Here is a 17,386-nt window from a genome sequence, read left to right on the forward strand (position 1 = left end):
AAATAATATCTTTACTCAGTAAATTAATCTAGAATGACCCGTAAAGATCTCGCTCAATACATCACTGCTCAATTGCAAAAACACCAAGAACGACTCGCCAGTCAATATGCTCAAACGAAATCTGGAATCGGATATTTTGTTTTGGATGATTTATTGCCTGAATCTTTGGTGCTGGAGGTATACAAAGCATTTCCTGTAGAGGGGGAAACAGTGATTAGGAAAAAGAATTTTAGAGAGTTTAAGCACGTGGCGTATCAAATGGACGCCTACGAGAACCTATTAGAAGAATTGATCTATGCTTTTCAAGAGCCAGCTGTGGTACAGTGTATTGGAGCTATTTGTGAAAAGTTAGATTGCTTACCTGATCAGTATTTGTACGCCGGTGGTTTATCGGTGATGAAAGAAGGTAACTACTTACATCCTCATCTCGATAATTCACATGATAAGGATAGGAATCGTTGGCGGGTATTTAATTTATTGTATTATGTAAGTCCGGATTGGGCATTAGAAAATGGAGGAAATTTGGAACTTTGGCCAGCAGGGGTGCAAGGAGATCCGATTACCTTAGTGAGTCGTTTTAATCGGCTCGTTGTCATGGCAACGCACGACACTTCGTGGCATTCGGTGAGTAAAGTAGCGGTACGTGCACCCAGGTGCTGTGTATCGAATTACTATTTCAGCGAAGTTCCTATCCATGCATCCGATCGCTTTCATATCACTACGTTTAGGGCGCGACCTGGAGCCACTGGACTGGATTTTCTAATGCGTTTAGACAATGGATTGCGCAACGGTTTACGCAGTTTGTTTAAGAAAGGAGTCCGAGAAAATCCCCATCAATACAAACGCGATCAGGAAGATTAGAGCTGTTTAAAAATGTCACCTAATACTGCTGCTTCGCGTTGCCAGCTAAACTGTTTTTTTGCGCGTAGTAAATTTGTAGCGTAGTCAGTGTTTACCATCCTTCTTAACTGCAATGCGAGCTGTTCGGGAGTTCGTTGTTGCAGTACTTCGCCGATACCGTGATTGGCTACTACTTTTTTCATCTCTGGTAGGTCAGAGACAATAACGGGAATTTCAGCGTGGAGGTAATCAAAAATCTTATTCGGAAGTGCGTACCTGTAGTTTAAACCTAAATCTTCTTCAAGACTCATCCCAACACAAGCTTGTGGGGTTATACTTCGCAAGATTGTTGGAGCTAGTTTTCCTGTAAAAACAACCTGATGTGTTAACTCGGATGCACGTACGTGTTCCTGCAAATCGGTATAGATATCTCCGGTTCCAACAATAACGAACTTAAATTCTGGTAATAAGGGGAGGGCAGCAAGCATTAATTCTAGTCCCCTTCCTATGTTTACGGCGCCTTGGTATATAATGAATTTCGAAGTGGGCAGTATTCCTGCAGTATAAGGGGCTACTTCGGCTTCTGGAATAGGTATATTTCGGACGAGTTGAAACTTACGATGGTATTTTTCTTGATAGTGATCAACGATGCTTTGACTTACGGTATAACCAAATTGGATTTTAGGAAGCAAAAAGTTTTCTAAAGATTCCCATACAGCTTTCACCTTGGGTCTATGTACTAGCTCAGGAATTTCCGGAAAGAGCTCATGACTGTCAAAAACGAGTTTGCTATTGGTGAATTTACAACTCAGATATGCTGGGAGCAGGGTATCCAAATCATTGGCTAGTACGATGTCTTTTTTCTTCGACAAAAGCAAAAGAAATAACCGAAGATTGTATTCGGCATAAAAGAGAAAACCTCGATTAAAAAAGAGCTGAAATCGCTTTGTTTGGTAGGGACGGTTAAGAGGAGCACTTGCAGGTAGTTCTCTACCAACTAGGAGCAGCTCGTACCCTAACTCAAACAGAGTTTGGCATACTTTGTACACGCGTTGATCTGTTTGAAGATCATTGGTGACGCAAACAATGACTTTTTTCACTCGGGAACATTTTAACGGAGGGAAAGATACTAAAAGAAAACCCACTTCTAGACAGAAGTGGGAAAATTGCTATGAAAAACTATGAAAAAGAAACATAATGGTATGCTTCTCTTCAAAGTAGACGTAGAACTTTCCTCAGGCTTACAAGGGGGAGAGTATTTTAACACATTTTAAGAAAAAAGCCCGCATGTACACATGCGAGCTTTTATTAAAAAAACTGTATATTTCTTAGAATTCTAAAGAAGCGTTGTTGTTTTTAACTGCTTCCGCTGAACTTTGTAAGTGCGCTTTTTCTTCATCGCTTAAGTTGATTTCAACGATGCTTTCGATACCGTTTTTACCTAATACTACAGGTACTCCGATACATAAGTCAGACAATCCGTACTCTCCTTCTAACAAAGCAGAACAAGGGTAGATTTTTTTCTGATCACAAGCGATTGCTTGAACCAAACCAGATACAGCTGCTCCTGGTGCATACCAAGCAGAAGTTCCTAATAATTTTGTCAAGGTAGCACCTCCAACCTTCGTGTCTTCTTTAACCTGAGTTAAACGCTCTTCTGATAAAAATTCAGATACAGGTACAGAATTACGAGTCGCTAAACGCGTTAATGGAACCATACCTTTGTCAGAGTGTCCTCCGATAACCATACCGTCAACATCAGAAATAGGAGCTTCTAAAGCTTCTGCTAAGCGGTACTTGAAACGAGCTGAATCTAAAGCTCCTCCCATACCGATGATTCTGTTTTTCGGTAATCCAGTTGTTTTGTGCACTAAATAAGTCATTGTATCCATTGGGTTCGATACAACGATGATAATAGTATTTGGTGAATGCTCAATTAAGCTAGCAGATACTGATTTTACAATACCAGCGTTGATTCCTAATAACTCATCACGAGACATTCCTGGTTTACGAGCAATTCCTGAAGTAATAACACAGATGTCTGATCCAGCAGTTTTGCTGTAATCTCCAGTAGTACCAACTACTTTTGTGTCAAAACCATTTAATGAAGCCGTTTGCATTAAATCCATCGCTTTACCTTCAGCGAAACCTTCTTTAATGTCAACTAAAACTACTTCTGAAGCGAAATTTTTAATAGCAATGTACTCAGCACAACTCGCACCTACAGCACCTGCTCCTACAACCGTTACTTTCATGTTATATATTTTTAGTAAATATTAGTAAATTATTAATAAGATGCACAAAAATAGCGATTTGAACAGGGATAAAAAAACAAAACTCCATCGAAATTAACGAGGAGTTTTGATTGTAAATATTTTTGTTGGTTTTTATCTAAAACTGAAAGAAATACCCGCATTAACTGCGTTGTATTCCTGAAGGGTGTAACTACCAAAGAGTTTGAAGAAACCTAGGCTTACGCGAGCTCCAACAGTAGCGGTTACACCTCCTGCGTCTTGTGTTAAAGCCAGGGGGTTGGTGATACTTTCACTGACGGTAGGCACCGTAGGATTATTGGTTTGGTAGGTGAGGGTATAGGTTCCGTCAACACTGAGTTTGGTGCTCCCTCCGGTATATCCAAATCCTCCGTATACGTTAATAATTGGGAAGTTTAAGGATGCAATGGCCTGTATGGTATAGGAGTTGAGCTTAAAATTGGCAGTCCCGTCTTGAGTACTTACCGAGCCTGTAGTATTTCCGAAATCGTGGTTCACCGAAAAGTTGGTATAAGCTCCTAACAAGGACACGTGAAGTGGCGTTTTGTCTAACGGACCAAACCAGTCGGTGATTTCTTTTTTCAATCCTAGGCCAAACAATCCGAGTTTCGTGTCATCCGGACCTAATTTTGGCAGGTAGCGGACCATTACTTCGAACTTTGCAGGAAGGCCTAAACCTACTTGTATGGCAGGGGCAGGAACTGAGTTTAAAGGGAAGTCATCACGCGCTCCATTGGGTAAGGTAAAATCGGCTTGTACCGTTTGTCCTTGTACAGTTGAGGTATAGCGAACCTGAGCTGGAGTCACAGAATTATTGGCAATAATGGTAGGTGAGTTCGCTTGCCCGTTCAGTACCGAAGTGTTGCTCGACAAATTCAAGGCGGGAATATTAAACAACTCATCTTTACTCGGTACAAAAGCGGCATTTAAACCAATAGTAATATCAAAACCTAAAGTTTTGTGAACTTTGGCTGTGTGATACCAACCTACATTCGAAGTATAAATCAGCCCTTTGGTGACAGGACTCAAATAGGCCGAAGAAATTTTCGAGGCGTCAGCTCTTGCTAAAAGAATGGTTTCAAAATTTTGGGCTTGGCTATTGAGGACAGTCAATACCAAAGCTACTAAAAGTAGGGTAGATTTTATTTTCATATCTGGATAGTTATCAGTACTAGGGTACTACTCGTTAATAGATTAAAGATATGATTTTTTTAATAGATGCGTTGTGATGCGCTTATTCATAAAAAAAACCTTAACGATTTCGTTAAGGTTTTTGAAGTTATGCATCGATATTTGCGTATTTAGCATTTTTCTCGATAAAGTCTCTACGTGGCGGAACGTCGTCACCCATAAGCATGGAGAACACACGGTCGGCCTCTGTTAAGTTTTCGATAGTTACTTGGCGTAAGGTTCTGAATTCAGGATTCATGGTAGTGTCCCAAAGTTGTTCAGCGTTCATCTCTCCAAGACCCTTATAACGTTGGATAGTTGCTCCTCCACCCATTTTTTGAACAATCAAATCGCGTTGGTTATCATCCCAAGCGTATTCTCTTTTTTGTCCTTTCTTTACTAAGTATAAAGGTGGTGTAGCGATATAGATATATCCTTGTTCTACCATCTCACGCATATAACGGAAGAAGAAGGTAAGGATTAAGGTAGCAATGTGCGAACCATCGACATCGGCATCACACATGATCACTACTTTGTGATATCTCAATTTTGACAAGTTTAAGGCTCTTGGGTCTTCTTCAGTACCAACGGTGATCCCTAGTGCAGTAAACATGTTTTTGATTTCTTCGTTTTCAAACACTTTGTGCTGCATCGCTTTTTCCACGTTCAAAATCTTACCACGTAAAGGTAAAATAGCTTGGAAATTACGATCGCGTCCTTGTTTTGCAGTTCCACCTGCCGAATCTCCCTCGACTAAGAATATTTCACAAGCTGCCGGATCGGTTTCAGAACAGTCAGATAATTTTCCAGGTAAGCCACCGATGCTCATTACCGTTTTACGCTGTACCATTTCACGAGCCTTTCGAGCTGCATGTCTTGCCTGCGCTGCTAAAATTACCTTCTGAACGATAGATTTGGCATCGTTTGGATTTTCCTCTAAGTAATCACTTAACATTTCAGCCACTGCTTGTGATACAGCTGAAGTTACTTCACGGTTTCCTAACTTTGTTTTTGTCTGTCCTTCGAACTGAGGTTCTGCTACCTTAACAGAAACAATAGCAGTTAATCCTTCGCGGAAGTCATCTCCTGAGATTTCGAACTTTACGTTTTTTAACAGGCCTGATTCATCGGCGTATTTCTTTAAGGTATGCGTTAACCCTCTACGGAAACCAGAGAGGTGTGTTCCCCCTTCGTGCGTGTTAATATTATTTACGTAGGAGTGTAAGTTTTCAGCATAAGAGGTGTTGTAAACCATGGCTACCTCTACAGGAATTCCATTTTTTTCACCTTCCATTGAAATCACACCTGCAGTCAATTGCTCACGTGTACTGTCTAAGTACTTTACAAATTCAGAAAGCCCTTCTGTACTGTGGAATTTTTCACTGATAAAATTACCTTCGTCGTCTTTTTCTCTGAGGTCGGTTAAGGTAATGGTGATACCTTTGTTTAAGTATGCGAGCTCACGCATTCTCGTCGCCAAGGTATCGTAGTTGTATACCACTGTTTGTTGAAAGATACTCGTATCGGGTAAGAAGGTTACTTCTGTTCCCGTTTTATCAGTTTCTCCAATGGTTTTAACAGGGTATAAGGTTTTTCCGCGCTCGTATTCTTGTTGCCAAACTTTACCATCGCGGTGTACAGTTGCAATTAAATGATCTGATAGCGCATTTACACAGGATACACCAACCCCGTGAAGTCCTCCCGAAACCTTATAGGAATCCTTGTCGAATTTTCCTCCGGCTCCAATTTTAGTCATAACAACCTCTAGGGCTGAAACGCCTTCTTTCTTGTGCAGCCCAACAGGAATACCACGTCCGTTATCACGAACTGTGATCGAGTTGTTCTCATTAATTACAACGGTTATATCATCACAATGTCCCGCTAAAGCTTCATCAATAGAGTTGTCTACTACCTCGTATACTAAGTGGTGCAGACCTCTAACGCCTACATCTCCAATATACATCGATGGACGCATACGTACGTGCTCCATTCCTTCAAGTGCCTGAATACTATCGGCGGAATAATTGTGCTTTTTTTCTTCGCTCATAAATTTGAGTTTAGTTTCACTTTTATTTTACTACAGAGGGTATAAAAAAATATTTTTGGTCTTATTACTCAAAAGACGGTAAGATTTCACACCCCAAAAAAAGAATCGCTCAAGGCGATTCTAATTGTTCAAATTTACAATTTTTTAACTTTTAAATAAAGTTTTTAAAGGGGTTTGTTTCTGAAAACTGCAAAAAAAAGGCAACGGGAAAAAGTTGCTTAAATCGGCTAAAAACAAGGTTAAATCAAATTTAACAATTCTTATTAATTGAGTGAACGGTGCTATGTTGTAAACGTCGCTTAAAACGCTTCTCAGTACTTTGAGTTGTACGGCCGTTTCTATAAAAATCACCAAAATTCTTCTTGAATAGCTAGATTTCTGTTAATTTAATATTTGTTGTGTTTGTGTTAAAAAACGAAGAATAAATCTTCAAAAAATCGTTTTTAGATATTTTAATTTAAGTTTTTAACTTTTTTAACAAAAAATTATGATTTTTTTGTATGTTTGCCGTCAGTATTAATAATTTAAAACCTTTCACAAATGAGAATCCCCCAATTTCTATTGAAATCGCTTGCGGTTTCTTTAATTATGGTAGGATGCAACAACACAGATGAATTACAAACATCAGGAGTTGCACAGGACGCGTCAACCAACCAAGTAAACAAGAGCGAAGTAGCTCTGAAGTTGATTGACTTAATGAAGAACAACGAGTTTAAAAACTCTACGTTTCGTTTACTAGAAAAGCAAGCACCAAGTGTTAGTATGACTAAAATTTTGGATGCTGCTCCAACGAGTTTGGAACAAACTGCAAATTTTAAAGCGCTCGAAGCTCAGGCTACTGATTTAGAGCAAAAAGCAAATTTGGAAGAAGCTCCGGACAAAATTGAAATTTTAGAGGTTTGGATGCACAATCCTAAAGGAAACCAAGACTTTTCAAATTTATTATTCTCGTTTGCTCCAGAAGGAGATGAGAATAAGTGGTCGGCTGTTAAGGCGTACAACATGAAAAAAGAAGTGGTGTACTTAGACCCTAAAAAAGCACCGAGCCAACCGGTAATCGTTATCGAAACTAATGGTTTCGAAACCTTAAAAAAAGAGGTAGAGCACATGAACAAGTACTTGCGTGAAGAAGGAGTACAAAACATGCGTTTTGCGAACGGAAAGCCTAATTTAGATGCAAGAGCTGCAGAAAATGCTGGTTTAGAAACTACTAAGTTGGATAAGATTAGACTTAACAACGACGAAGAGCCATGGATTAGTGGTGCAGCTGAGGTATACGCAATTACTTCGGGAATTAAGGATGCTGGTAACAAGCCTGAAATTAAGGTAATTCCAATGTATTATTTAGATTACGATGGTACTGATTACTATCCAAATCAAATTTTATTGTTCTGGAATGATTATAAGTATCAAGCTGCCAACATTCAATTGTTTGAAAAAGATGATAACGTGAATTACAAAAGCTTAGTATCAACTATTGTAAGCGGTGTTTTCCAAATTATCGGAACTGTATCTACTCAACCTTGGGTAAATGTATTAGGTCAAGTAGCAGGAGCGATCATTCAGGCAATGCCAGACCAATGGTATACTAATAATGATGATTATGTGGATTCTTTTTATACTATCGAAAAGAACAAGCGCTACACAAATCATTACGGAGCTAGAGGGAATGCTAAAGTTAATTTATCGCCTTTCTTCGTAGCTGCAAATTAATAGTAATAGTTAGTTAAAATAAAAACCTCTCCTCGTGAGAGGTTTTTTTGTTGGTGAAAAGTATTGCCGTATCTTTAAGAGACTAAATGAGTAACGGTGATAAAATCAACTTTTTCTATTCCTTTGATGGATTGTCCTTCCGAGGAAAGTATGATTCGATTGAAATTACAAGGTAATCGACAAATTAACAGTCTCCAATTTGAACTTGCCGAAAGAAAGCTAGTCGTATTTCATACCGGAGAGGTGGCTCTGATAGAAGAGGAATTAAGGGGGCTAAAACTGGGAGCAACCCTCATCAATTCAGTAGAATCCGACGCACCAAAGAATACTGCATTTGATCAAAGGGGCTTGCTTTGGACCGTGTTAATTATCAATGCGCTCTTTTTTTTAGTGGAGTTTTGTTATGGTATACTCGCTAATTCAATGGGCTTAGTAGCGGATAGTTTTGACATGTTGGCGGATAGTTTCGTTTACGGGTTAAGCTTGTTGGCTGTTTCGAAATCGGAGCTACGACAAAAGGTAGTAGCGAAGTTGGCAGGGTATTTCCAAGTAGCGATTGCTGTATTGGGGTTTGCGGAAGTGCTGAGGAGGTTCTTTTTTTTATCGAGTATTCCCGAGTTCAAAACGATGATTGTAATTTCCATAATTGCCTTGCTAGCAAATGTTAGCTGTTTGCTGTTGTTACAACGATCTAAAGGGAAAGAACAAGCACATATGCGAGCGAGTATGATTTTTACTTCCAATGACATTCTCATTAATACAGGAGTAATCTTTTCAGGAATACTCGTGTATTTTACGAACTCAAAACTTCCTGATTTACTCATAGGTACACTCGTTTTTATACTTGTCCTCATCGGAGCTCGAAGAATTTTATTGTTAAGTCGCTAGAGATTTCTGTTCGGAGCATGACGGTTTTAGGTTGAACCATATCGAAATACAGATAGTCACTACAGGGTTAAAAATTCCAATTGATAAATGGTAACGAACGCTTGTTGTTTTTATTCCACAAGCCAATTTGAATGCCTTTCAAGTTGGCTGTTTTGTTAAGCAGGCCTAATTGAAGTCCTTGTAGGTGCGTAGCGTTAATTTTGAAATTGTTTAGAACGCCAACCTGCACTCCGTGCATATGCACAGATCCGTTAATGATTCCTACTTGTAAACCGTTGGCAACGGTGCTAAAATTGCCCAAAGCAGCAATTTGCATTCCGTTACAAACAAAACTCTCATTCCCTAAAATACTCATGGAAATGCCGTTTGTTTTTTCTGAAAGCGTTGCGAAGGTGGAGCAACTTAACCCGTGAGTTTTGAGATTGTATTGACCTATAATGGCGAGATTGAGTCCGTAAACTTCCACATTACCTACCGCTCCTGTGGAGAGGTTGAGCCCGTAAATGAACTCCGAAGGAGTAGCTCGAATTTTTTTGGAGTATGAATCCACCGTTTCGGAAACCATAGATTTAGGAACCAATGGGAGTAAAACGCCGAGCCCTGGCGCCTCTAAGCGCAGGCCAAAGGTTCGTGTAAGAGTGCTGTCTTTAAAAATCTCTTTGGGCAGTATTCCTACAGATATCCCTAAGATATCGGTGTTTTTGGAATGAAAGGACCATAGTGGTCCTCTCAAAATTCGTTGTTGTCCATAGCTAATGTTCCCAATTGCGATACTAATAATTAATAAACTTAGATGTTTCATGTTTTTTTGATAAAATTATTGTGTTTAATGCGATTTGAATGGTGGTTTTAACGAAGTTGTCGTTTGATTTTTGCGATTTTCACAAAAAAGAACTAAGTTTAACGGATGTATCAACAGGCGCTTTTGATCAAATTATCAGAGAAATTTCCTAGAGCTTCGCTTAATGAATTGTTAGCAGAAGCTTTGGAGATTAGCTATGATGCTGCGCACAGGCGAACGAGTTTAAAAAGTAAAATGAGTTTTGATGAAGCAGTCGCTGTAGCAGTGTATTACAAACTGTCGCTTGATGAACTGATCGGGAATGTTGCCGGTAATTTTGTGGCAGTGGAGAAGACCTCGGCAATAGTCAATGAAGCGGGGCTGTGCCAATACTTACAAACGTCCTATCAAATGCTCAGGCAGGTAGTCAAATCCAAAGAGTACAGTCTCTGGTATTCAGCCAAGGACATCCCTTTGTTTTACCTACTCCACAACAATTTACTGGGGCGGTTTAAGTTGTTTGTTTGGTTAAAGCTATTGGATACGAAGTATGCCCCCATCACCTTTTCAAAGTTCAGTCCGTTCTTGTCTACAGTTCAGGCAGGATTGCAATTGGCGGATTTTTACAGAGGCGTCCGAAGTTGTGAAATATGGAATACCACCACCATCAACAGTACTTTAAAACAGATTCACTTTTATTACGAGGCAGGCGATATCACAACGGAAACAGCTTTAGAACTCTGCGAAGAGCTGTCGAAATTTTTGAAGAAAATTGCCAGGCAAGTGCATCCAGAGAGTGAATTTACCTTGTACTACAACGAATTGTTGTTGATGAATAACAACGTATTAATATCAGACGGTCAGCAACAGTCACTGTTTGTACCCAAAAGTATGTTGTCGTATTTTAAAACCACTGATCGAGCAACCTGTAAGGAAGCAGTTGACTATTTTGCAAAACAGGTAAATCATTCCAAGTTGTTAAATACGGCAGGAGCTAAAGAGCGGCATAAGTTTTTTGCAAAAATGGAGCAGAAAGTAAATGCTTTGCGAGCGATGATCAATGCAGCTGATTTGTTAGATTTTGAATAAAGAACCCCGCTTTATAGCGGGGTTTACACAACTAAATATATAAGTAGAATGCCTTGTTAATAGGCGTCTGCATGTACAGCTTTGATAGCGCGTCCGCTAGGCTCGTTGACGTTTTGAAAACTCGCATCCCAAGCTAGTGCTGTAGGTGAACTACAGGCAATAGACGGTACTGACGGAACGGTTAATGCAGCAGTATCACTTGAAAAGTGTTCTTCGAAAATACTGCGATAGTAATATTCTTCTTTTGCTCTAGGGGTTTGTATAGGGAATCTGTGTTGAGCATTCGCCATCATTTCGTCTGTTACGGCTTGTTCAACTACTTCTTTTAGTGTGTCAATCCAGTTGTAGCCAACACCGTCAGAAAATTGTTCCTTTTGACGCCAAGCAACACTTTCAGGTAAATAGCTCTCAAAAGCTTTACGAAGTACCCATTTTTCCATGCGTTCCCCGTTAATCATCTTGTCTTCAGGGTTGATGCGCATAGCAACATCCATAAATTCCTTGTCGAGGAAAGGGACACGCCCTTCAATTCCCCATGCCATTAAACTCTTATTGGCTCTCAAACAGTCGTACTGGTATAGTTTGTCGAGTTTTCGTACGGTTTCTTTGTGGAACTCCTCAGCGGTAGGTGCTTTGTGGAAGTATAAATACCCTCCAAATATTTCATCAGCTCCTTCTCCCGAAAGGACCATTTTTATCCCCATAGATTTGATAACTCTTGCCATGAGGTACATCGGAGTAGAGGCTCTGATGGTGGTAATGTCGTAAGTTTCTAAGTTGTAGATTACGTCTTTAATAGCATCCAATCCTTCTTGAATAGTAAAGGTAATTTCGTGATGGATGGTCCCGATGTGTTCAGAAACCTTTTTGGCGGCTACCAAATCAGGAGATCCTTCCAGTCCTATAGAAAAAGAGTGTAACTGAGGGTACCAAGCTTCGTCTTTGTCATTTGATTCGATGCGCTTTGAAGCGTATTTTTTCGCTATTGCCGAGGTGATAGACGAATCCAATCCACCTGATAATAAGACACCGTAAGGTACGTCGCTCATCAGCTGTCTGTGTACGGCAGCTTCTAGTGCATCTCGAACTTCATCGATGCTCGTTTGGTTGTCACGTACGGCTTCGTATTCCATCCAATCGCGGTTGTACCAGCGTTGCAGACCGCCTTCTCGAGTGTAGTAATGTCCTGGAGGAAATACTTCAATTTTATTGCAGTATCCTTCTAGTGCCTTGAGTTCAGAAGCGACGTAAAAAGTTCCTTTTTTATCCCAGCCCATATACAACGGGATGATTCCCATATGATCTCTGGCTACTAGGTACTCGTCCGTTGCAGTATCGTAGACCGCAAATCCAAAAATACCGTTGAGGTCATCTAAAAAGTGCTCTCCTTTTTCTTTGTATAAAGCCAAGATAACTTCACAATCGGATTGCGTCAAGAACTCGTGTTCTTCTTTGAGCTCCTTGCGTATTTCTTTGTGGTTGTATATTTCTCCATTTGCTGCAAGTACAAACCTACGGTCTTTACTAAACAGGGGTTGTTGCCCTGAGGTTGGATCGACTATGGCGAGGCGTTCATGGGCTAGAATGGCTTTGTTATCGCTGTAAATTCCGCTCCAGTCCGGACCTCTGTGTCTTACTTTTTTTGCCATCTCTAATAGTTGAGGGCGCAGTTTTTCTGTTTTTTCTTTTAAATCAAAGGCACATACAATTCCACACATATCTTTATTATTTAAGTCTTTTATGCTATTTTAGTTGGTATTACTAAGTAAAAACCTAGTGTTTTGTTTTAAATACATTGCAAACAACCGAATAATGTTTTGATTATTAAATGTTATTAGTGTTTTTAGTTTTAATTTGTTTGTTATTTTGTGTTTTTTGTTTATTTGTGAAAGTGTTTGGTGGTTAGGATCCCGTTTTTGCTAACTATTCGAAGGCTTAGAAAAAAATAGTTCGTGAACAGTTTGATTTATAAAAAATGTGTTATACATTTGTGAACTCATGACAATGCAAAACAACATATGGTGGTGGAACTCTCTTAACTCAAATTAAGTGAGCAGATCCTCTATATATAACATATAAACGAAAAAAGGCTTATCTCACGATAAGCCTTTTTTGTTTTTAAGCCAGAATCAAAATGAAAACATTTACGTTTAAAACCAAATTTAAAAAGCGCCTCGCAGACACGGTAACACCGGTAGGTTTGTATTTGAGATTTAGAGATGTATATCCCAATACCTTATTGTTGGAAAGTTCTGATTATCACAGTAAAGAGGAAAGCTACTCTTTTGTTTGTGTACAACCCTTAGTGAGCATGATTGCTGATAAGGATCGCTTTGTGACCTTAGAGAATGGCAAGGAGTTAGCATCAGTACCCATTGGACGAAATTTTAATGAACTCTTTACGCAATTTACAGAGGCAATCAACTTGGATTGCGATCCAGCCATCAAGGCGTACAACGGTTTGTACGGATATACAACCTATGACAGTGTTCAGTATTTTGAGACTGTAAAACTCGAGGTTCCCGATGCGCCATCAGCTATTCCGATGATGCAGTATAGCTTTTATAAGTACATTATCGCAATTAATCATTTTAATGATGAAATGACGCTTATCGAAAATATTGCTGCTGGTGAAGACGGTGACTTGAGTGCTATAGAAGCCATTATAGATGCGCAGGTTTTTAACACTCAAGAATTTAGTTTGGTAGGCGACGAGCGTTCTAATTGTACCGATGAAGACTTTGTTAATTATGTGAAAAAAGCCAAGGAACACTGTAAGCGTGGTGACGTTTTTCAGTTGGTATTGTCAAGGCAGTTTCAGCAAAAGTTTTCTGGGGATGAGTTTAATGTATACCGTGCCTTACGCTCAATCAATCCGTCTCCTTATTTGTTTTATTTTGATTATGGTAGCTTTAAATTAATGGGGTCGTCACCGGAAGCTCAAATAAAAATTCAAGAGGGGAAAGCAATTATTAATCCGATTGCCGGAACCTTCAGAAGAACGGGAGATATGGCTCAGGATATCAAGTTGGGAAAACAACTTTCAGAAGATAAAAAAGAAACCGCAGAGCATGTAATGTTGGTTGATTTGGCCAGAAACGATTTGAGTAAACACGCTGAAGATGTAAAAGTAGAGGTGTTCAAGGAGGTGCAGTACTTTAGTCACGTAATCCACCTGGTTTCAACGGTGCAAGGAGAGATTAAAGATCAGTCTATAAAAATTGTGGGGGATACCTTTCCGGCAGGAACGCTAAGTGGAGCACCAAAGTACAAAGCGATGCAGTTGATTGATAGGTATGAAAATCAATCGAGAGGTTTTTACGGAGGAGCCGTGGGAATTATAGGATTGGATGGTTCCGTGAATTTGGCCATTGCAATTCGATCGTTTGTGAGTAAACAAAATGTATTGTATTACCAGGCTGGAGCAGGTATTGTTATCCATTCTGATGAAGCCAGTGAATTACAAGAAGTAAATAACAAATTAGCTGCCCTCAAAAAAGCATTATTGTTGGCAGATTCCATTTAAACCATAACTGATTATGAAGATATTAATTTTAGATAACTACGATTCATTTACCTATAATTTGGTGCATATGGTTGAGAAAATAACTGATGAGTATCCAGATGTATATCGCAATGATGAAATAAGTATAGAAGCCGTCGGGGAATACGATGTGTTAATTTTATCACCGGGTCCTGGGATTCCGGATGAGGCAGGCATCTTAAAAGAAGTAATTCGTACCTATGCCGGCAAACTTCCGATTTTTGGAGTCTGTTTAGGTTTACAGGCCATAACAGAAGTTTTTGGGGGTACCATAGAGAATATGAATGAAGTGTTTCACGGTGTTGCTACCGAGATGAGCGTTACAGTAAAGGATGCTGTTATCTTTAAGGACGTACCTCCTGTTTTTGAAGCAGCTCGCTACCACTCGTGGATAGCGTCAAAGGAGCATTTTCCGGCAGCATTAGAAATCACAGCGATTGATGAAACTGGAGGTATCATGGCATTGCGTCACAGAGAGCACTTTATCAGTGCCGTACAATTTCATCCAGAGAGCATTTTGACAGTCGTTGGAGAGCAATTGGTTCGTAACTTCTTGGAGCAGGCAGCGCAAACAGTAACCCAAAAATTATAAGGATGAGAGTTATTTTAGAAAAATTATTTCAACAATACCGCTTGTCTAAAGAGGAAGCAAAATCATTGTTATTAGACATTGCAAAAGATGCTTATAACGAAGCGCATTTAGCTTCTTTTTTAACGGTGTTTCGCATGCGACCTATTACGGTTGCCGAGTTGGCAGGATTTAGAGAAGCCTTGTTGGAGTTGGCGGTCAGAGTAGATTTATCAGGGTACAATGCCATTGATATTGTCGGAACCGGAGGAGATGGAAAAGATACGTTTAACATCTCAACCTTGACCTCGTTTGTCGTTGCAGGAACAGGACAAAAAGTGACCAAACACGGTAATTATTCAGTTTCTTCGAAGTCGGGGTCGTCAGACATGCTAGAGCGTATGGGCTACGAATTTACCAATGATGAAGGTATACTTCGCCGTCAGCTGGAGAAGGCTAATATTTGTTTTCTTCACGCTCCTAAATTTCACCCAGCAATGAAAGCTGTTGGGCCTGTTCGAAAAGCGCTGAAATTGAAGACCTTTTTCAATATGTTGGGGCCTTTGGTGAATCCGTCGAGTCCGAAAAACCAGTTATTGGGGACCTATAACTTGGAAGTAGCCCGTTTGTACTATTACATCTTACAAGAAGAAGGAAGTAATTTTGGGATCGTACACGCGCTCGATGGTTACGATGAAATTTCATTGACGGGAAGTTTTAAGTTGTTTACCAAACGAGGAGAACAGCTGATCAGTCCAGAACAATTACAGCAAGAACGCGTTGCCAAAGAGGATATTTTTGGTGGTAATTCTGTGGAAGAAGCCGCTCGAGTATTTAAAAGCATCCTGAATGGAGAAGGAACAAAAGCACAAAACAGCGTAGTGCTGACCAACGCAGCAATAGCATTAAAGATTGTAGATGAGCAGTTGGACTTTGAAACTGCCTATGACAAAGCAAAAGATTCCTTGTTTGGACTACAAGCAAAAAAATGTTTAAGTACTTTAGTGAATAGTTAGCATAAAGAATAATAGTAAGATGACCATATTAGAGAAGATAATAGCCTTTAAAAAGAAGGAAGTAGCAAAATTTAAGTCGGAAATTCCGGTAAAGAAATTGGTGGAGAGCCCTAGTTTTAAAAAGTCGTGCTTTTCGTTGAAAGAATCGTTAACGGCACCCTATTCAACAGGAATCATTGCCGAGTTTAAAAGGCAATCTCCATCAAAGGGAATTATCAACGACAAAGCGACCATTGAGGATGTTACCACTGGCTATTTGGATGCAAATGTAGCGGCGCAGTCTATCCTGACAGACACTTCTTTTTTCGGAGGTTCGTTGGCAGATTTGATGGAGGCTAGAACGATTAACCAACAAAAGCCAATTTTGAGAAAGGATTTTGTAGTTGACGGATTTCAAATTGTGGAGGCAAAGGCTATTGGAGCGGATGTTATTTTGTTGATCGCTGCGTGTTTGACAGCTCAAGAATTAAAGAATTACGGGCAGTTGGCAACCGATCTCGGTATGGAGGTACTGTACGAAGTGCATACTCAAGAAGACCTGGATAAAATCAATGATTTGGACAACAAAATTATTGGAGTTAACAACCGTAACCTTAAAACGTTTGAAGTTGATTTGGAGCATTCTATCGCCCTCGCAAATCAAATACCGTCATCTGCCGTCAAAGTTTCGGAAAGTGGAATTTCTGATCCTCGTATCATTACAGGATTAAAAGAGTACGGATTTCAAGGCTTTTTAATCGGTGAGAATTTTATGAAAGAAGCACATCCGGGACAAGCTTGTAAAGATTTTATCGGACAAATAAAGTAAGGCGATGATCGAATTGAAAGTTTGCGGCATGAAACAGGTGCCAAATATCAAAGAGGTGGCGGCGTTGCAACCTGATTACCTCGGGTTTATATTCTACGATAAATCTGAGCGAAATTTTGAGGGGATTATTCCTGAACTACCTAAAAAGATTAAAAAAGTCGGTGTTTTTGTAGATGAATACCTCGAAATCGTGGTGTCATTAGCAGAGGAATACAAGCTACAATACCTACAATTACACGGAAAGGAAAGTCCGGAATACTTAAAGCAGTTAAAAGAACACCTTCCGAAGGTACAATTGGTAAAAGCATTTTCAGTAGGTGCTAGCTTTGATTTTGACCTATTGAAGGCGTATGAACAGGTAGCAGATATGTTTTTGTTTGATACCAAAGGGAAGCACCCAGGAGGAAATGGAGTACAATTTGATTGGACCCTACTAGAAGGATATCCGAGTGAAAAGCCGTTTTTCTTAAGTGGCGGTATCGGTGTCAAAGACCTTGCTGCATTGAAAGAATTCTTAAAGAGTCCGGCAGCGCGTTACTGTCGGGCTTTGGATGTGAACAGCAAGTTTGAAAAAGAACCCGGTCTGAAACGAGTACCGGAATTACAAAAGTTTATAAAATTATTAAAATAACAGCGCGTTCACGACGTG

At 39.7% G+C, this 17,386-nt stretch carries 15 protein-coding genes; 9 read left to right on the forward strand and 6 right to left on the reverse strand.

Translation table 11 applies throughout. The features are described from left to right. Positions 1 to 33: 33 nt before the first annotated feature. Positions 34 to 861 (forward strand): 2OG-Fe(II) oxygenase, encoded by an 828-nt coding sequence (locus tag ACKTS5_RS06050; protein WP_408042951.1) that lies wholly within the window; start codon positions 34 to 36, stop codon positions 859 to 861. On the opposite strand, the gene ACKTS5_RS06055 is transcribed toward ACKTS5_RS06050, so the two are convergent. The 4 genes from ACKTS5_RS06055 to gyrB form a co-directional block, all read right to left on the reverse strand. Next, on the reverse strand, positions 858 to 1,940 hold the full coding sequence (locus ACKTS5_RS06055) for a glycosyltransferase (protein WP_408042952.1): 1,083 nt from the start codon (positions 1,938 to 1,940) through the stop codon (positions 858 to 860). The two genes, ACKTS5_RS06050 and ACKTS5_RS06055, sit on opposite strands and share 4 nt — an antisense overlap. Before the next feature lie 228 nt (positions 1,941 to 2,168). Continuing rightward, the gene (gene mdh / locus ACKTS5_RS06060) at positions 2,169 to 3,095 is read right to left on the reverse strand and encodes a malate dehydrogenase (RefSeq protein ID WP_408042953.1); all 927 of its coding nucleotides are present in this window, start codon (positions 3,093 to 3,095) and stop codon (positions 2,169 to 2,171) included. Positions 3,096 to 3,227: 132 nt separating this feature from the next. Continuing rightward, positions 3,228 to 4,265: a DUF6588 family protein gene (locus ACKTS5_RS06065; protein ID WP_408042954.1), complete on the reverse strand. Its 1,038-nt coding sequence runs from the start codon at positions 4,263 to 4,265 to the stop codon at positions 3,228 to 3,230. 127 nt (positions 4,266 to 4,392) lie between these two features. Beyond that, positions 4,393 to 6,330: a DNA topoisomerase (ATP-hydrolyzing) subunit B gene (gyrB, locus tag ACKTS5_RS06070; protein WP_408042955.1), complete on the reverse strand. Its 1,938-nt coding sequence runs from the start codon at positions 6,328 to 6,330 to the stop codon at positions 4,393 to 4,395. Positions 6,331 to 6,870: 540 nt separating this feature from the next. On the opposite strand from gyrB, the gene ACKTS5_RS06075 reads away from it, so the two are divergent. Both ACKTS5_RS06075 and ACKTS5_RS06080 read left to right on the forward strand, forming a co-directional pair. Continuing rightward, positions 6,871 to 8,043, forward strand: coding sequence for a DUF3103 family protein (locus ACKTS5_RS06075; RefSeq protein ID WP_408042956.1), 1,173 nt, complete (start codon positions 6,871 to 6,873; stop codon positions 8,041 to 8,043). A gap of 96 nt (positions 8,044 to 8,139) precedes the next feature. Then, the gene (locus tag ACKTS5_RS06080; protein ID WP_408042957.1) at positions 8,140 to 8,931 is read left to right on the forward strand and encodes a cation transporter; all 792 of its coding nucleotides are present in this window, start codon (positions 8,140 to 8,142) and stop codon (positions 8,929 to 8,931) included. Positions 8,932 to 8,998: 67 nt separating this feature from the next. On the opposite strand, the gene ACKTS5_RS06085 is transcribed toward ACKTS5_RS06080, so the two are convergent. Beyond that, a complete protein-coding gene (locus ACKTS5_RS06085; RefSeq protein ID WP_408042958.1) occupies positions 8,999 to 9,733 on the reverse strand; it encodes an LA_2272 family surface repeat-containing protein in 735 nt (244 codons plus the stop codon). A 105-nt stretch (positions 9,734 to 9,838) separates the two neighbouring features. Between ACKTS5_RS06085 and ACKTS5_RS06090 the strand changes: the two genes are divergently transcribed. Then, positions 9,839 to 10,801 carry a hypothetical protein gene (locus ACKTS5_RS06090; protein ID WP_408042959.1) on the forward strand — a complete coding sequence of 321 codons (963 nt, stop codon included), beginning with the start codon at positions 9,839 to 9,841 and terminating at the stop codon, positions 10,799 to 10,801. A gap of 56 nt (positions 10,802 to 10,857) precedes the next feature. Here the strand turns inward: ACKTS5_RS06090 and asnB are convergent, their stop codons facing one another. Next, the gene (gene asnB / locus ACKTS5_RS06095; RefSeq protein WP_408042960.1) at positions 10,858 to 12,519 is read right to left on the reverse strand and encodes an asparagine synthase B; all 1,662 of its coding nucleotides are present in this window, start codon (positions 12,517 to 12,519) and stop codon (positions 10,858 to 10,860) included. Positions 12,520 to 12,935: 416 nt separating this feature from the next. Between asnB and ACKTS5_RS06100 the strand changes: the two genes are divergently transcribed. The 5 genes from ACKTS5_RS06100 to ACKTS5_RS06120 are packed head-to-tail and all read left to right on the forward strand — an operon-like array spanning position 12,936 to position 17,368. After that, the gene (locus ACKTS5_RS06100; protein ID WP_408042961.1) at positions 12,936 to 14,327 is read left to right on the forward strand and encodes an anthranilate synthase component I family protein; all 1,392 of its coding nucleotides are present in this window, start codon (positions 12,936 to 12,938) and stop codon (positions 14,325 to 14,327) included. A 13-nt stretch (positions 14,328 to 14,340) separates the two neighbouring features. Continuing rightward, positions 14,341 to 14,937: an anthranilate synthase component II gene (locus tag ACKTS5_RS06105; protein WP_408042962.1), complete on the forward strand. Its 597-nt coding sequence runs from the start codon at positions 14,341 to 14,343 to the stop codon at positions 14,935 to 14,937. A 2-nt stretch (positions 14,938 to 14,939) separates the two neighbouring features. After that, on the forward strand, positions 14,940 to 15,929 hold the full coding sequence (trpD, locus tag ACKTS5_RS06110) for an anthranilate phosphoribosyltransferase (RefSeq protein ID WP_408042963.1): 990 nt from the start codon (positions 14,940 to 14,942) through the stop codon (positions 15,927 to 15,929). Between the two features lie 19 nt (positions 15,930 to 15,948). Beyond that, positions 15,949 to 16,737 (forward strand): indole-3-glycerol phosphate synthase TrpC, encoded by a 789-nt coding sequence (trpC, locus tag ACKTS5_RS06115; protein WP_408042964.1) that lies wholly within the window; start codon positions 15,949 to 15,951, stop codon positions 16,735 to 16,737. 4 nt (positions 16,738 to 16,741) lie between these two features. Then, positions 16,742 to 17,368, forward strand: a complete 627-nt coding sequence (locus ACKTS5_RS06120; RefSeq protein WP_408042965.1) for a phosphoribosylanthranilate isomerase — start codon at positions 16,742 to 16,744, stop codon at positions 17,366 to 17,368. The last annotated feature ends 18 nt before the right edge of the window (positions 17,369 to 17,386 follow it).

It is taken from the genome of Tenacibaculum litopenaei (assembly GCF_964514025.1).
Taxonomy (GTDB): Bacteria; Bacteroidota; Bacteroidia; order Flavobacteriales; family Flavobacteriaceae; genus Polaribacter; species Polaribacter litopenaei.

What these genes read in the sequence shown, in the direction of transcription:
- ACKTS5_RS06105 (WP_408042962.1), top strand. Translation starts at nt 14,341, where the DNA reads ATGAAGATATTAATTTTAGATAACTACGATTCATTTACCTATAATTTG.
- ACKTS5_RS06100 (WP_408042961.1), top strand. Translation starts at nt 12,936, where the DNA reads ATGAAAACATTTACGTTTAAAACCAAATTTAAAAAGCGCCTCGCAGAC.
- trpC (WP_408042964.1), top strand. Translation starts at nt 15,949, where the DNA reads ATGACCATATTAGAGAAGATAATAGCCTTTAAAAAGAAGGAAGTAGCA.
- ACKTS5_RS06065 (WP_408042954.1), bottom strand. Translation starts at nt 4,265, where the DNA reads ATGAAAATAAAATCTACCCTACTTTTAGTAGCTTTGGTATTGACTGTC.
- trpD (WP_408042963.1), top strand. Translation starts at nt 14,940, where the DNA reads ATGAGAGTTATTTTAGAAAAATTATTTCAACAATACCGCTTGTCTAAA.
- mdh (WP_408042953.1), bottom strand. Translation starts at nt 3,095, where the DNA reads ATGAAAGTAACGGTTGTAGGAGCAGGTGCTGTAGGTGCGAGTTGTGCT.
- ACKTS5_RS06120 (WP_408042965.1), top strand. Translation starts at nt 16,742, where the DNA reads ATGATCGAATTGAAAGTTTGCGGCATGAAACAGGTGCCAAATATCAAA.
- ACKTS5_RS06075 (WP_408042956.1), top strand. Translation starts at nt 6,871, where the DNA reads ATGAGAATCCCCCAATTTCTATTGAAATCGCTTGCGGTTTCTTTAATT.
- ACKTS5_RS06050 (WP_408042951.1), top strand. Translation starts at nt 34, where the DNA reads ATGACCCGTAAAGATCTCGCTCAATACATCACTGCTCAATTGCAAAAA.
- asnB (WP_408042960.1), bottom strand. Translation starts at nt 12,519, where the DNA reads ATGTGTGGAATTGTATGTGCCTTTGATTTAAAAGAAAAAACAGAAAAA.
- ACKTS5_RS06090 (WP_408042959.1), top strand. Translation starts at nt 9,839, where the DNA reads ATGTATCAACAGGCGCTTTTGATCAAATTATCAGAGAAATTTCCTAGA.
- gyrB (WP_408042955.1), bottom strand. Translation starts at nt 6,330, where the DNA reads ATGAGCGAAGAAAAAAAGCACAATTATTCCGCCGATAGTATTCAGGCA.
- ACKTS5_RS06085 (WP_408042958.1), bottom strand. Translation starts at nt 9,733, where the DNA reads ATGAAACATCTAAGTTTATTAATTATTAGTATCGCAATTGGGAACATT.